Source organism: Synechococcus sp. N5 (genome assembly GCF_900473925.1).
GTDB lineage: Bacteria > Cyanobacteriota > Cyanobacteriia > PCC-6307 > Cyanobiaceae > Parasynechococcus.
In genome coordinates this window covers 323,770-335,777 of record NZ_UCNI01000001.1, presented here as the reverse complement: position 1 = coordinate 335,777, position 12,008 = coordinate 323,770, and the positions used below count along the sequence as shown (strand labels likewise).

Below are 12,008 nucleotides of genomic sequence, written 5' to 3'. Positions count from 1 at the left end.
ATGTGGCCGTTGCCACCCAGTGATGTCACTTAAGACAATCGGAAGTTGGTTTGTCTGGATACAACGCCCTGCAAGAAGGCAATAAAAAAGCCTCAGCCGCATGGGCTGAAGCCAGGTGATGGGGAACAGACGAAACATACCGGCCCTGCACCCACAATCAAGGGCTGAGGACACCACATCTGGTGGCTAGCGCAGCCTTGCCGAGGCAGCCAACACCACAGACCACCAGCTGCCAACCCGAAAAGTTCAGTGCGAACCGAACCAGGAGCAACAGGTGCCAAGACGGATCGCCAACAACGCCAGAACGCCGAGCGCTGCAGCCATAAACGAAAGTCCCATCAGCTGCTGACGGCGCTTCTCACTTCTGGCCTCGACCGATTGGCTGCCGTTCAACAGAAAAATCCAGACGCTCAAACTTAGGCGTTTTCAGTAACTTGCGCTACCAAGACAGGCGTTCTGCCGGCGATGCCGCGGCGGCTGCGTGCGCTGAGTTGCGTTCGTGCCCTGAGATGACGGTGACGGCGACAGGGTCTCTCATACAGATCGGCGCTGTTTTTCCACGAGCGCGGGTAGGGCCAGCTGCGCTTGACCGCGGGCGAATTGGTTGTTCTGCAACACCACCAGGCGTGGAGCCACAGGGCGGTCATGCCACAGATCAAACCAGTCATGGCTGCATGATGAAACCCATCGGGGCGGCGTCAAGCGCAGGCCAGCAACCTAAGCAACGCTGAGTCATCCCCCCGCAGCTCTGCGTGAATGAGTGATACGGCCTGTTGCCAAGTGGCCTAAGGCCGATGCAGAACGGGTGCATCGGATCAGCAGCCATGGCCAAGCGTCGCTTTCTCGAAAAGCAACCGCTCACCGAAGCGGAAGGACTGACCGCCCTGATCATGATGGGGGTGGGGCTCACCCTGGGTGGCATCAGCGTGACCATCCTGATGGCGCTGAATGCCTCAGCCGCAGGGTCTTGGCAAGAACTCTGGCTTTCAGGTCAACTGAATTTCTGAGATCAGGCCAGCCAAGGCCAACGGATCCCAAACGCCTCCAGGGGGTCCATCACGAGCTTGTTGAGGGCCCGGCCCAACAGCACCTGGGGCTCTTCCGGACGGATCGGCCGCACCAAATGCTCTGGAAGGGTCGCAGCATTCGCCCCTCTCACCACCCCACTGCGCATCAAGGCGTTGGCCGCCTCAAGACCGCAGACGTAGGCCCGTTCCTGGCACAGGCCCTTGGCACCGTGCTCGCGTTCGCCCATCCGCACCCAGTCGCCAGCGCAGACCACAGACGGAAGTGCCGTCTGCAGCGGCGGCCGCTGGCTGAAACTGCCGGGGGAGAACAAAGACACCGAGCCCGGGTAACGCCGCACCTCAAACTCCAGCACCTGGGCAAGCCGGAAGGCCGGCACCGCCTGGGGCAACAACTCATTCAGCAGGGTGTCGACGATCTCCTGATCACTCAAGGCTGCGATTGCCGTGGCGTTGTAGAAGTCGCTGGCCACCACGGATCCCTGGGGCTCGCTGCCATCCCAGAGCGCATCAAGATCCGCGTTCTGCAACTGGTCGAGCATGAAAAATGTGGCGCCCGCACCCTGTAAAGCGTCGAAGCGCGAGAAGACATTGGCGGGATCGGCGACCGCGATGGTGCGATCCAGCCACAACCGCACCGACACCACATCAATCGCCCCCAAACCGCCAGCAGCCGCCAGCTCCGGCAGCACATCACTGCAACGCGGCGACTCCGCCATCAGGGCATGCATGCCCTTGGCACCCACCGCCAGCACAACCGCATCAACGTCATCAACAACGCTGGAGCGGCCTGTTGCTTTGCAACGGACCTCCACCGACCGAATCGCTTCGCCTGGCTGATCAAGATTCAGGCGCGTGGCCAACATTCCTGCCAGAACAGTGAGCAAACCGGAGCCGAGCAGGCGTTCCGCCAGGGGAGCGATCAGCTGCTCGGCGATGCTGCCAGTGCGAATCCAGCGCACATCAAAGGAATCTTGATGCGCCAGGGCGTAGTAGTAGAGCAGCTCCATGGTGACGGCTGCCGATAATTCCTCCGGTGGCTTGAACAGACCCACCAAAAGAATCGGACGCAAGAATTCGTCGATCATCCGCTCCGTGATTCCCAGTTGGCAGAACAGGGTCAACGCATCGATGGCGTCGTAACGCCGAAAGGTCTCCTCGTTGCGGTTCAGATCAAGCATCGCCACCAAAAGGCCGGCAATGCTCAGGCGATCGGCAACAGGCAGGCGCTTGAAGTTCTTGATCGTTGCCATGGCCTGCCCCAGGGGGCTGGGCAACTGCAACCCGTCACCGAACACCGGGGCCGTGGCCTCCAGACCGGCGGGAGACCAGAAGGCGCTGGTGGTGAATTCAGTGAACACGTCGGTGAGCCCAAGCTCATCGGTCAGCGCATTGATGTTGGGGTAATCCCTCCAAAAGCCCCGGGTGCCCGCTTCGAAGGGTTTACCGCTGGCCGTGCGTATCGGCGTCCTCCCCGTGGGATCCGACATCCCGTCAACCAGGGTGACGCGAACACCGGCTTCACAGAGGGCTTTGGCTGCACCCCAGCCGGCCCAGCCAGCACCGATCACCATCACATGGGAGCCATCCGCGCTGGCGACCTTGGCTTGTTCAGGCATCAACCTTTCAGACTCAGTCGTTTTTTGGGGGTTTGATCAGCTCACCGGTCTGCAACGACACCACAGCAAAGCTGCCCACAAAGACCAACGCCACCAGAGCGAGGAAGGCTGCTGTGAGATTGCTGATCTCAAGCTGCCCGAGCATGAAGGCAAACAAGGTCATCAAAAGCAGCAACAGCTTTTGAACTTAAACGGACTCGTCGTTGTTCAGATTGCCAAGAACCACGCCTGCCATCGACAAACCAATGGCAAGCATCACAACGGCTTCGATCATGCGGCTTTGGTAGAGATGCTCGGCGTCTTAAGAAGAAGCGCCGCAGCGGAAGGATTCACCTTCGCCTGGCCAGAGGAAGCGGATTGTGCCTGGGGCTGCCAGGTGGATGCTGCAGAACAACGGGTGGGATTTTTCAACCAAGAACTGCGACCCATCAACCTTCAATCAGCTGTGTCAAGGATTGCGGCTGAAGCTCAGAAGATCTGTCTGATTGGCGACCGACGCTGGAAACCAGACCAAATGCAGCCAACAACATGGCTGAGGTTCAGATACGCGGAATGATCGCGTCGTTGGGGAAGAACTCTTCAAACACACAGATGCGGTCGGCCCAACGGGCCTCCACTTCCAAACGCATCAGGCGATTGCGCACCCACATCAAGGTGTCGACATCAATCGGTTTATGGAACTTGTGCTGCTGCGCCTTCACCCAATCATCCTTGCTCTGAGAGCTGTTCATGACCGCGAAAACTGACCTGCCCACACCGTACGGATGGCGTCCTTCGGCGCCATGAGCTTCACACTGAGTAAGCATCAAGGATCACTCAATCGCAGCCGAACTGTTCAGCAGAACAACGAATTAATGGAAGCTTTGAGTCCAAGCCAGAGCGATCAGGGCCTGAACCTCGTGATCGGTAGCCGATCCATCATTCCGACCATTCAAGCGGCGACAGAATCAATCCAATTCACCTTCAGCCGTGATGACCCAGAAAGCACCTCAACTCAAGCCACGCCCGGTGCACACACCACCCAAACGCGCTTAAAGTACTTAAGGGCTTGAATCAACCCATCGGAGCTGAACAGATTTCCTGTTCTGTAACAGCACGAACGACACGTCGATTGACACCACCCCTATAAAGAATCTGTAGCAACTGCTACGCAATCACGTTCACCTCGTCTTCGGCGAGGCGCAGTTCGACTCAGGCCATGGAACGGGGACCTGAGCTTGCTTCGAGGAACCCATCATGACCCTGACCTATCGCGGCCAGAAGTACAACCAGAACAACGCTGCTGCGTCCAACGTTCAGCGCCCAGTTCTTGTTTATCGCGGTCAGAAAGTCGCCAGCTGAGAACAGCACAACGACCTCTTACAAGCCCCGCCTCGGCGGGGCTTGTTTATGGCTCATTTGCCTTCAGGATCGGGCTGTTTGGCCTTCCAACGTTCAAACCAAACGGCGACGGCAAGGGACACACCCACGGCAAAGCCAGCACCAATCAGCACCACACCAACTTCCACCGGCATAAACACCACCTGTTGCTACCCCAGATCATCGGACAAGAGCGTCACTGAACCAACGACCGATACGCCTCATTGACGCGTCGAAACGCCTCAGCAGAACCACCGAGATCGGGATGGTGCTGCTTCACCAATTTTCGATGCGCCTGCTTGATCTCAGCGAGGGACGCGTTGGCCTCCAAGCCCAACACCCTTAAAGCGGCACGGCGTGGATCACGGGCGTGGCCATCGTCCTGACGATCCGTTTGACGTTGGTCCGTTCGGGTGCGGCGACCCTGCCGCCTTGAACCTGATTGGTCCTGCCGCTGACGCAACTGCTCCACCACACGCTGTGGATCCTCATCCAGCCATTCACTCGCGCGAACCCCAAACAAGGTAAACGCCGCCAGAACGGCCGTTGTTTGCTTGTTCGGCTTGGCTCCCACCGCCGCCATGAGATCTGTTCCCAGCCCCCGAACCAACCGATCCAACCGCTGTTCAAGGGTTAAGTGGGCAGGAAAACCACTGCGGTTGAGCTGCTCGATCAACAGCTCCAATCCGCGCTGACGCAGTGCCGTCCATCCCGGCTGCTGAGCCAGGGCCTGCCCCCAGGCCCGCACCTGTTGGCTGCTGATGCGCGGTGGAGCTTGTGCCGATGGCTCACTCCAGGCGCGATGGGATCTGGGCTCCGTACGAATGCGTTGGCGTTGCTGACGTTGCAGTCGCTCCAACTCACGGTTGAGCCGCAACACCTCGCGACGCAAAGCGTCGTTCTCCGCCAGCAACGCCTCAACATTGCTGGTGACCCGTTGTTCAGGGCGTCCGCCTGACCACTGACGCGGATCAAAGCCCAAAGCGTGTCTCCCGCCTCACCACGGCAACAACTCACCATTGGCATGCCAGAAGCTGCCGCTGGTGGCCATGGTCAAGCCATCGATCCGGGCCAACAGCCCCTTCACCGACTGCTCGGGGGGGATCCCGCTGGGATTGAAGCGAATCATGCGGGTGCGCACCAATCCGGGATGCAAGATCGCCACGGCGATGCCCCGCGGTTCCAGATCAATCGCCAACGACTTTCCGGCCATGTTGAGCGCCACCTTCGACATCCGATAGCCATAGGAGCCTCCCGAACTGTTGTCGTCGATGGACCCCATGCGGCTGGTCATCAGCACCAACTTGGCTCCGCTGGGCATCTGATCCACCAACGCCCTGGCCAGCAGCAAAGGAGCAAGGGCGTTCACCTCAAACTGGCGGCGAATCCCGGAGGGATCCAAATCCTTCAGGCCCATCGACTGCAAAATCCCGGCATTGAGGATGACGCCATCGAGGGGCAAACCATCCAGTCGCTGCACCAGGTCATCAATGGCTTGGCTGTCGCTCAACTCAAGGCCGGCTTCCACCCGCACCCCCAGGCACTCCAGTTCATCACTGGTTTGACGGCAAACGGCCACCACGTCGTCGCCACGGGCCTTGAGCTGCCTGCAGTATTCCAAGCCGATCCCACGGTTTGCGCCGGTGACCAGAAACGTCGCCATCGGGAGGTTTCAGCAACCGCCATCCTGCCGGCTCTTGCGTCGATCCCCTGACGCGATCACGCCGGGAAATCCCCCTCGACGCCGTACTGATGCAAACACTGTTTCACCGTGAGCACGGAGACCGTGATGCCGGTCTCTGCATCCACCAGCAGATAGGGGCAGCCTCGGAGCACGCAGCGTCGCCGTGCGTCGATATAGGCATCAAAAGCGTTGGCATGGGAACACTCCTCCACCCAACCTTCACTACTGAGATACCGCGTGAGGATCATGCCCACAGGCCCCTGGGCCACCGGTTATGGCTCAGGACATTTCACATCCAAGAAAGAGCCTTGAAGTCTTCGGGATCGCAACGGCTCGGGAAACGCCAAAGCAAGCCAGATCAATGGGGTTCAGCTGATCCCTGCACAACGGTGACCACCTGGTTCCAGGTGGCATGCACCACGCGATAGGTCTTCAACGTGGCGCGCGATTTGGTGCGGGCATTCACAAAGGCTTTGAACTCCGTTTTGAAGCAGATCTCCTGGATCCACTGCCCTCCTGTATCAAGCCTCTCGATGCAATACATCAGAGATTTAGCGGTTAAAAACATCACAACCGCAAAACATTTGCTGAGCACAAAATCGAAAGATGCTGTTCGGGATCAATCAAAAAAAAGCCCCCGCGCTTGGCGGAGGCTCGGGTGGTGTGAGGAGTCGACGATTTTGCAACTGCCGACCCTGATTTCATAGCTCGATTTCAGATCAGCAGCGCTCCAAGCCACAAAGCTTTATTCGCTACAGATAAAGAACACTGGCGCGACAACGCCGGAGCGCATCACGCACAGCCTCCAGCCTCGTTTCGTCCGGCCGATGCAGCCCGGCAGGCACCACCATCTCGTCGTTCGCATCCAGATGAACCCGTGCCGAGAACCAGGTGCCAGGTCCTGGCACAGACGCACGGCAGATCGGATCCTGGTTGGCGTCCAAACGTCGCTCGATCAACCAACCCTCAACCCGATCCAAGGGCTGAAACGACGAGGAGGCAGAGGCGACGGGCACCATCAGGGTGAGCAGCAACAAACGCAGGGCTTGCATCACAAGGCTGGGGCGAGCGAAGCGCACCCATCGTCACAGAGAACACCGGTTCAACCGCGCCGTTGCGTTAGAAGGGCTGCGTCGCGGAGCCGTCGATGCCGTTATTTCGCTGTGAAGGGTGCTCCATGCGCATCGAGCGCTCGATGGCGGCGTACTGGCGCAACAAAGGGAAATTGCTGTGCTCATCGTGTCTCGACCGTCAGGAGATGCCTGTGAAAACGGCCGAGGGCTGCCGAAGGCAAGGTTCTTCCGAATTCCGTGCCAACAGCAACAAAAGCTGACGCCAGCTGTGGGAATGATGCACAGGTCGTTCCCTCCCCCCGATCCATGGGTTTTCTCGCCGTCGCCGGATGCGTGCTCCTGGCCTCCGCCATGTCTGCTGCACTCACCACCAAGCCTTCCAAAGCCTGAGCATTCAAAACGCCAGCAAAAGCTGAACAAAAACCGGGCCTGGCCCGGTTTTTTTATGGCGCTGAGCTGTTAGCCATGGATCTTTTCTCCCGCAGAAGAGATTTAGAACTGCAAATCAGAGGTGCAGGCCGCCCCCTCACGGCTGTAGATCCTTGATCCACTGAGCCAATCCCATGGAGAGCATCAATCGCATCTGTGCCACCTCCAAGGGCACAACCATTGATGCCATCGGCCAGGGCCGCTATCGCGTCTGCAATCGACACGCCGTGTGCTCTGACGTTGAAGGTCTCTGGCAGGCCTATGAAATTCTGCGGCGTCAGGAACAATCCTTAAGTTGATCGTTGCGGCCAAGAATAAGTATCAACACTTACAGCGCTTGAGTGTTCAACACGTAACACTTGGTGCACCCCGGTGAGGGGTAATGCGTCGACTCCGGGAGGGCCTAGGGAACCCTCCTTTTTTATGCAGTTTTTCAGAAACCCAGCGTTCCTGCACTGTCATCCCCGAACTCCAGGTATAGGCAGCGGGCATCCTCAGCCCGGCCGCAATCAATCAGATGTTGAACCCGTTCGCGCCACCACTGCGACACACCAGAACTCAACTCTTTGTTGGGCAGACCACCGAAGGATTCACTCACAGCAATCATTCGTGCTGAGCAAACGCTAAGCAAGTTGATTGACAACGCGAATTGGCTTGTTACCTGCTGTTAGCAGCTGTTGTTACCCAAAGGTGTTGCCGTTCCAACCCCAACAGCTGGCCTGCACATCCTCAAAACCGATGTACACCCGATTAGCAGGGATTCCCGTGCGTGCCTGGATCAGTTCACAGAATGCGGCCGTCATCGCGGGCGGACGCAGGGCACCGATCGACTTCACCTCCACGTAGGCGCAAGGCTCGTGGCTGCCGGCGAAGGTCATCGGCACACCCGTCTCCAGGAGCGTCATCACGTAGGCCTCCGGCTTGCCCGTCTGGTTGGCCAACTCAGACGAAAGCTCCTGCAGCAACGCCGATCCGTCTTTCAGTGCTGGAAGCGAAGTGCGCACATTGATCAGAGGCATCGGCTCAAGAATGCTGGGAGAAGCTTGGCACTCTCGGGCCAGGAGTGCCAAGACCTGGACGTTGATCTAATTGAAATATTTCCACAAAAAAAAGCATCAACCTGAACAATTCGAAGAAAGAAAGGCTCATAAATTTCACACAAAAGTGATCAGCTCTATGATCCTTCTTCACTTCTTTGGCCTTGGAGACGTTCTGCGTCGCTTTGAACTCGAGCAGATCACAGGTCTCACAATCATGGGATTCAGGCCACTGAGCCTGGATGAATTGATGCACTGGTCGCAAAACATGGCCGACCAGCACCACTGGGATGGGGAAGCGATTCGTCACGACGTGATAAGCACCTGGCTCGATAAAGCCGAAGACATCACCCGCTGGAGGCATCGGCTGGATCAGGCCCCTGCTGAGGTTGAACTGTTGGCGGGCATTGGCGATCAGTACACCTGGCGTGATCATTGGGAAGGCATGCTGCGCCAAACACCGCGTGCCGGCTGGTCACAACAAGCGGAGTGCAATGACAGGCTGTCCACCGATCAGCGGACGAGAAGCGGACATCGCCGCTGTGATGCGGACCCCGCGTGACGTCTGGGCCAACAGCGCGATCGATCTTGAACAACTGCGTTCCGGATTTGCCTGTGCCCTCCACATGCACCAACCAACGGTGCCGGCGGGGGCGAACAACACTTTGATCTCCCATCTTCAATACATGCTCGATCACCCCAACGAGGGTGACAACCACAACGCAGAGCCATTCGCCCACTGCTATCGGCGTCTGGCCGACCTGCTGCCTGAACTGATCAACGAAGGCTGCAACCCAAGAATCATGCTCGACTATTCGGGGAATCTGCTCTGGGGAATCGAGCAGATGGGGCGCGGCGACATTGGTGATGCACTCCACTACCTCGCCTGTGACCCTTTGATGCAGGGACATGTGGAATGGCTGGGAACCTTCTGGAGCCATGCCGTGGCTCCATCCACACCCATCCCAGACCTGAAACTGCAAATCAGCGCCTGGCAACAGCAGTTCGCGGCCTGTTTTGGCAGCGCTGCCCTGGAGCGAGTGAAGGGGTTCTCACCGCCGGAGATGGCCTTACCCAACCATCCCGACACCCTGTTCGAATTCATCAAAGCCCTCAAAGACGCTGGATATCAGTGGCTTCTGGTGCAAGAGCACAGCGTTGAACGCATGGACGGCAGTCCACTGCCGCGCAGCCAATGCTTCGTTCCCAATCAACTTCTCGCCAGGAACAGTCGAGGCGAGGAGATCAGCATGACGGCACTGATCAAAACCCAGGGGTCTGACACCAAACTTGTGGGCCAGATGCAGCCTTATTACGAGGCATTGGGTTGCGAACGGCAACGTCTTGGTGACGTTGCGCTGCCATCACTGGTGAGCCAGATCGCCGACGGAGAAAACGGTGGGGTGATGATGAATGAATTCCCAGAGGCGTTCCGGCAGGCCAATCGCCACGTCCGTGACAACCCCAACGGCACCGTGGCCATCAACGGCAGTGAATACCTTGAGGCCCTGGAGCGCAAGGGAGTGAATCGCCACCACTTCCCCACCATCCAGGCGGTACAACAACACCGCCTTTGGCAAGAGCTTGACAACAACGCCTCAGCCGAAGCGATGGAAGAGACCATCAGCAAACTGAGGGCTGACGACACCAGCTTCAGCATGGAGGGTGCGTCCTGGACCAACGATCTGAGCTGGGTTGAGGGTTACGCCAACGTGCTGGGCCCGATGAATCAACTCAGCGCTCAGTTTCATGCGCTGTTCGACCGCTCAGTCGCCGCAGACCCCACCACCACCGGGACCCGGGCTTATCGGGAAGCGTTGCTGCATGTGCTGCTGCTGGAAACCAGTTGTTTTCGCTACTGGGGTCAAGGAACCTGGACCGACTATGCCCAGGAGATCCATCGCCGCGGAGAGGAGCTGCTGAATCAGAGGACGGCAACGGCTCCAACCAGCTGAGAGATGCTTTACAGAGCGTTACATTCGTGTAACGTGATGAGAGCTGATCGCACCTGATGGGTGATTACACAACCGCAATCATCGCCATGGTGGGCATTGGCATCGTGTTGACGTCTGCTGTGGTGTTTGCCCTGATGCGTCCCAGCGACATGCCACCCATCGACGAGAACCGCAATTGAGCATGGGAATCGTTACCGAACTGCTGATCGCTGCCACGGAAATCGGAATTGCCCTGCTGGTGGCTGTTTCCCTGCCCGTCGCTGAATCCCAGAATTGATTTCGATTCAGCCGATCCCTTTTAGGCGAAATTCCATATAAATCGAAGCGGCATCGCCCTCGCGATCGAGTTCCTGCAGGTCGCTACATCGCGCTTGCATCCAGTACACCGTTTCCCTCCAAACTTCCAGGTGATAGCGGCGCTCGAGATTTTGTCCAGAACCGTCCAAAGCTCTACCTGCATCACCCACAAAATATAAGCAATGCAGAACGGCATCGCCTTCGATGTCAACATTTAGCGACCGGCCCTTGCTTCACATCACGATGGCAAGAACGAGGGTCAATGTTCATTCATCCAGACCAAGTACGGATAAGCACACAGCAGGGATAAACGTACCCGTTGTTACGACAACGCAGGATCGAGTCAATACTTTGAGCTGATTCTGCCGACGTCACCATGGAGCCCATCGCTCTGACACTTGGCCAACAATTCGACATTGAACAGCGCAGTCGCGATATCAATGCAATGACTGACGTGAAACAGCTTCAGGAGATCAGCAAAGATCTGCTTCTAGCTTGGCAGCAGGAGATTGCCCGCTCACGGGCAGCAGCCAGTCCACACAAGAAATAACGCTTCGTTACAATTGGTTGACATGCTTGGAAGTCATGAACCTGAGCTTGCCTCAGCAGTTCGAAGCTGAAGCGATCAAGCGGTCCATCAACGAAACCGACGATCTTGACCAGTTGAAAGCTCTGGCACGGGAACTCGCAGATCTCTATGTGCGTCAGAGAGCTGCCACGGCCTGGGTGATCGCCGAGAAATAAGCATCACACTTTGCTGTCGTTTCGCCAGCGTCGTTCCAATTGCTGACGTGCTTCGTCAACGGTTTGCCCACGGGAAAGAGCTGTTTTGTCGCGATAAGGGCGCGTGATCGACCAAAACTTGAGGGCAGACGCCAGCGCCACTACCAACCATGCGAGCACAATCCAACCCGGATTCGTCATCGTTGCCCAGCAATGCGCTCCATGATGGCGAACGGGACGCGAGTCTTGCCTGCATATCCCCTCACCAGCGCAACCGTGGATCCTGAGGTGCACCAGTTCGTGATCAGCCAGTTGGTGGTGATCGCCTTACCCGTTGGAACCCTCTTCGGCATCTGGCTTTGGATGCTGAACTGGGGCGGTCGTTCCCGCAGAGACCAGTGACCTTCCTTGCCGGCCTACTGACCCCCGTGTTGATGCTCTTCCATCTTTCTGGCCCCGTCCCTGCGGATCTCGGCGTGAGCAACGGGGCGTTGCGCGACTGCCCGACAACAGCTCACTGTTCCAGCCAAACCTGGGCGAGCTCTAACCCGATGGCGGACTTCAGCAAGCTGAGTGGGTTGGTGCAGGAGTCGCCGCGGACGGTTGTGATTGATCAAACCGAGACCTACCTGCATGCCGAGGCCAGCAGCGCTTTCTTTGGCTTTGTGGATGACCTGGAGCTGTTCGCTGATCGAAACAACAACCGGATCCAGGCACGGTCCGAGTCGCGTCTCGGCGACTCGGATCTTGGTGTGAACGCCGCACGATTGGCGGCGCTGCGGTCGGGGCTGGAGAGCTGAAGGCCGC

24 protein-coding genes are annotated in these 12,008 nt (G+C 58.0%); 13 read left to right on the top strand and 11 right to left on the bottom strand.

The genetic code is table 11. The features are described 5' to 3' along the window. Positions 1-246: 246 nt before the first annotated feature. Positions 247-414, bottom strand: a complete 168-nt coding sequence (locus tag DXY03_RS12445; protein WP_206749715.1) for a hypothetical protein — start codon at positions 412-414, stop codon at positions 247-249. 410 nt (positions 415-824) lie between these two features. Here DXY03_RS12445 and DXY03_RS01970 point away from each other — a divergent pair, with 410 nt between their 5' ends. After that, positions 825-1,007, top strand: coding sequence for a hypothetical protein (locus tag DXY03_RS01970; protein WP_170950632.1), 183 nt, complete (start codon positions 825-827; stop codon positions 1,005-1,007). A 2-nt stretch (positions 1,008-1,009) separates the two neighbouring features. On the opposite strand, the gene DXY03_RS01965 is transcribed toward DXY03_RS01970, so the two are convergent. Further along, entirely contained in the window at positions 1,010-2,644 is a 1,635-nt protein-coding gene (locus DXY03_RS01965) for an FAD-dependent oxidoreductase (RefSeq protein ID WP_115008887.1), read from the bottom strand. Here DXY03_RS01965 and DXY03_RS01960 point away from each other — a divergent pair. Continuing rightward, positions 2,628-3,200 carry a hypothetical protein gene (locus tag DXY03_RS01960; protein WP_170951943.1) on the top strand — a complete coding sequence of 191 codons (573 nt, stop codon included), beginning with the start codon at positions 2,628-2,630 and terminating at the stop codon, positions 3,198-3,200. The two genes, DXY03_RS01965 and DXY03_RS01960, sit on opposite strands and share 17 nt — an antisense overlap. On the opposite strand, the gene DXY03_RS01955 is transcribed toward DXY03_RS01960, so the two are convergent. Beyond that, the gene (locus DXY03_RS01955; protein ID WP_244272209.1) at positions 3,184-3,375 is read right to left on the bottom strand and encodes a hypothetical protein; all 192 of its coding nucleotides are present in this window, start codon (positions 3,373-3,375) and stop codon (positions 3,184-3,186) included. The two genes, DXY03_RS01960 and DXY03_RS01955, sit on opposite strands and share 17 nt — an antisense overlap. Positions 3,376-3,408: 33 nt before the next feature. Here DXY03_RS01955 and DXY03_RS12065 point away from each other — a divergent pair, with 33 nt between their 5' ends. Further along, positions 3,409-3,696, top strand: coding sequence for a hypothetical protein (locus tag DXY03_RS12065; RefSeq protein ID WP_170951912.1), 288 nt, complete (start codon positions 3,409-3,411; stop codon positions 3,694-3,696). A gap of 184 nt (positions 3,697-3,880) precedes the next feature. Then, a complete protein-coding gene (locus tag DXY03_RS01945) occupies positions 3,881-3,985 on the top strand; it encodes a DUF4278 domain-containing protein (RefSeq protein WP_071823061.1) in 105 nt (34 codons plus the stop codon). A 214-nt stretch (positions 3,986-4,199) separates the two neighbouring features. Here DXY03_RS01945 and DXY03_RS01940 read toward each other — a convergent pair whose 3' ends face one another. From DXY03_RS01940 to DXY03_RS01920, 5 genes are all read right to left on the bottom strand, one after another. After that, the gene (locus DXY03_RS01940) at positions 4,200-4,985 is read right to left on the bottom strand and encodes a J domain-containing protein (RefSeq protein WP_115008884.1); all 786 of its coding nucleotides are present in this window, start codon (positions 4,983-4,985) and stop codon (positions 4,200-4,202) included. 15 nt (positions 4,986-5,000) lie between these two features. Next, on the bottom strand, positions 5,001-5,666 hold the full coding sequence (locus tag DXY03_RS01935; RefSeq protein ID WP_115008883.1) for an SDR family oxidoreductase: 666 nt from the start codon (positions 5,664-5,666) through the stop codon (positions 5,001-5,003). Between the two features lie 56 nt (positions 5,667-5,722). Further along, on the bottom strand, positions 5,723-5,956 hold the full coding sequence (locus DXY03_RS01930) for a hypothetical protein (RefSeq protein ID WP_244272207.1): 234 nt from the start codon (positions 5,954-5,956) through the stop codon (positions 5,723-5,725). Between the two features lie 89 nt (positions 5,957-6,045). Further along, a complete protein-coding gene (locus tag DXY03_RS01925; protein WP_114988977.1) occupies positions 6,046-6,231 on the bottom strand; it encodes a hypothetical protein in 186 nt (61 codons plus the stop codon). A 208-nt stretch (positions 6,232-6,439) separates the two neighbouring features. Beyond that, entirely contained in the window at positions 6,440-6,766 is a 327-nt protein-coding gene (locus tag DXY03_RS01920) for a hypothetical protein (RefSeq protein WP_244272205.1), read from the bottom strand. A 98-nt stretch (positions 6,767-6,864) separates the two neighbouring features. Between DXY03_RS01920 and DXY03_RS01915 the strand changes: the two genes are divergently transcribed. Then, positions 6,865-7,020 (top strand): hypothetical protein, encoded by a 156-nt coding sequence (locus DXY03_RS01915; protein ID WP_244272203.1) that lies wholly within the window; start codon positions 6,865-6,867, stop codon positions 7,018-7,020. A 303-nt stretch (positions 7,021-7,323) separates the two neighbouring features. Next, complete coding sequence (locus DXY03_RS12060; protein ID WP_170951942.1) at positions 7,324-7,488, top strand: hypothetical protein; 165 nt, start codon at positions 7,324-7,326, stop codon at positions 7,486-7,488. 134 nt (positions 7,489-7,622) lie between these two features. On the opposite strand, the gene DXY03_RS12055 is transcribed toward DXY03_RS12060, so the two are convergent. Together DXY03_RS12055 and DXY03_RS01910 are read right to left on the bottom strand one after the other, a co-directional pair. Further along, entirely contained in the window at positions 7,623-7,787 is a 165-nt protein-coding gene (locus tag DXY03_RS12055; protein WP_170951941.1) for a hypothetical protein, read from the bottom strand. Positions 7,788-7,869: 82 nt separating this feature from the next. After that, entirely contained in the window at positions 7,870-8,208 is a 339-nt protein-coding gene (locus DXY03_RS01910) for a phenylpyruvate tautomerase MIF-related protein (RefSeq protein ID WP_038555629.1), read from the bottom strand. A 157-nt stretch (positions 8,209-8,365) separates the two neighbouring features. On the opposite strand from DXY03_RS01910, the gene DXY03_RS01905 reads away from it, so the two are divergent. The 5 genes from DXY03_RS01905 to DXY03_RS12045 all read left to right on the top strand — a co-directional run bounded on the left by DXY03_RS01905 (position 8,366) and on the right by DXY03_RS12045 (position 11,222). After that, the gene (locus tag DXY03_RS01905) at positions 8,366-8,788 is read left to right on the top strand and encodes a hypothetical protein (protein WP_244272201.1); all 423 of its coding nucleotides are present in this window, start codon (positions 8,366-8,368) and stop codon (positions 8,786-8,788) included. After that, positions 8,721-10,181: a glycosyl hydrolase family 57 gene (locus DXY03_RS01900; RefSeq protein WP_115008880.1), complete on the top strand. Its 1,461-nt coding sequence runs from the start codon at positions 8,721-8,723 to the stop codon at positions 10,179-10,181. The genes DXY03_RS01905 and DXY03_RS01900 overlap by 68 nt, the downstream gene beginning before the upstream one ends. A 56-nt stretch (positions 10,182-10,237) precedes the next feature. Next, positions 10,238-10,360: a hypothetical protein gene (locus DXY03_RS12680; protein ID WP_256377227.1), complete on the top strand. Its 123-nt coding sequence runs from the start codon at positions 10,238-10,240 to the stop codon at positions 10,358-10,360. A 494-nt stretch (positions 10,361-10,854) separates the two neighbouring features. Next, positions 10,855-11,028 (top strand): hypothetical protein, encoded by a 174-nt coding sequence (locus DXY03_RS12050; RefSeq protein WP_170951940.1) that lies wholly within the window; start codon positions 10,855-10,857, stop codon positions 11,026-11,028. A 35-nt stretch (positions 11,029-11,063) separates the two neighbouring features. After that, on the top strand, positions 11,064-11,222 hold the full coding sequence (locus DXY03_RS12045; protein ID WP_170950585.1) for a hypothetical protein: 159 nt from the start codon (positions 11,064-11,066) through the stop codon (positions 11,220-11,222). Between the two features lie 3 nt (positions 11,223-11,225). On the opposite strand, the gene DXY03_RS12440 is transcribed toward DXY03_RS12045, so the two are convergent. After that, positions 11,226-11,402 (bottom strand): hypothetical protein, encoded by a 177-nt coding sequence (locus DXY03_RS12440; RefSeq protein WP_206749714.1) that lies wholly within the window; start codon positions 11,400-11,402, stop codon positions 11,226-11,228. 45 nt (positions 11,403-11,447) lie between these two features. Here DXY03_RS12440 and DXY03_RS12040 point away from each other — a divergent pair, with 45 nt between their 5' ends. Both DXY03_RS12040 and DXY03_RS01890 read left to right on the top strand, forming a co-directional pair. Then, positions 11,448-11,603, top strand: a complete 156-nt coding sequence (locus tag DXY03_RS12040) for a hypothetical protein (protein WP_170951911.1) — start codon at positions 11,448-11,450, stop codon at positions 11,601-11,603. Between the two features lie 32 nt (positions 11,604-11,635). Continuing rightward, on the top strand, positions 11,636-12,001 hold the full coding sequence (locus DXY03_RS01890; RefSeq protein WP_371637628.1) for a DUF1499 domain-containing protein: 366 nt from the start codon (positions 11,636-11,638) through the stop codon (positions 11,999-12,001). Positions 12,002-12,008: the final 7 nt, after the last annotated feature.

Coding starts and splice junctions, on each gene's coding strand:
- DXY03_RS12045 (WP_170950585.1), top strand. CDS start 11,064: ATGAACCTGAGCTTGCCTCAGCAGTTCGAAGCTGAAGCGATCAAGCGG.
- DXY03_RS01935 (WP_115008883.1), bottom strand. CDS start 5,666: ATGGCGACGTTTCTGGTCACCGGCGCAAACCGTGGGATCGGCTTGGAA.
- DXY03_RS01915 (WP_244272203.1), top strand. CDS start 6,865: ATGCGCATCGAGCGCTCGATGGCGGCGTACTGGCGCAACAAAGGGAAA.
- DXY03_RS12050 (WP_170951940.1), top strand. CDS start 10,855: ATGGAGCCCATCGCTCTGACACTTGGCCAACAATTCGACATTGAACAG.
- DXY03_RS01890 (WP_371637628.1), top strand. CDS start 11,636: ATGCTCTTCCATCTTTCTGGCCCCGTCCCTGCGGATCTCGGCGTGAGC.
- DXY03_RS12680 (WP_256377227.1), top strand. CDS start 10,238: ATGGGTGATTACACAACCGCAATCATCGCCATGGTGGGCATTGGCATC.
- DXY03_RS01970 (WP_170950632.1), top strand. CDS start 825: ATGGCCAAGCGTCGCTTTCTCGAAAAGCAACCGCTCACCGAAGCGGAA.
- DXY03_RS01925 (WP_114988977.1), bottom strand. CDS start 6,231: ATGTATTGCATCGAGAGGCTTGATACAGGAGGGCAGTGGATCCAGGAG.
- DXY03_RS01955 (WP_244272209.1), bottom strand. CDS start 3,375: ATGAACAGCTCTCAGAGCAAGGATGATTGGGTGAAGGCGCAGCAGCAC.
- DXY03_RS01900 (WP_115008880.1), top strand. CDS start 8,721: ATGACAGGCTGTCCACCGATCAGCGGACGAGAAGCGGACATCGCCGCT.
- DXY03_RS01965 (WP_115008887.1), bottom strand. CDS start 2,644: ATGCCTGAACAAGCCAAGGTCGCCAGCGCGGATGGCTCCCATGTGATG.
- DXY03_RS01910 (WP_038555629.1), bottom strand. CDS start 8,208: ATGCCTCTGATCAATGTGCGCACTTCGCTTCCAGCACTGAAAGACGGA.
- DXY03_RS01945 (WP_071823061.1), top strand. CDS start 3,881: ATGACCCTGACCTATCGCGGCCAGAAGTACAACCAGAACAACGCTGCT.
- DXY03_RS01905 (WP_244272201.1), top strand. CDS start 8,366: ATGATCCTTCTTCACTTCTTTGGCCTTGGAGACGTTCTGCGTCGCTTT.
- DXY03_RS12440 (WP_206749714.1), bottom strand. CDS start 11,402: ATGACGAATCCGGGTTGGATTGTGCTCGCATGGTTGGTAGTGGCGCTG.
- DXY03_RS12065 (WP_170951912.1), top strand. CDS start 3,409: ATGGCGTCCTTCGGCGCCATGAGCTTCACACTGAGTAAGCATCAAGGA.
- DXY03_RS12060 (WP_170951942.1), top strand. CDS start 7,324: ATGGAGAGCATCAATCGCATCTGTGCCACCTCCAAGGGCACAACCATT.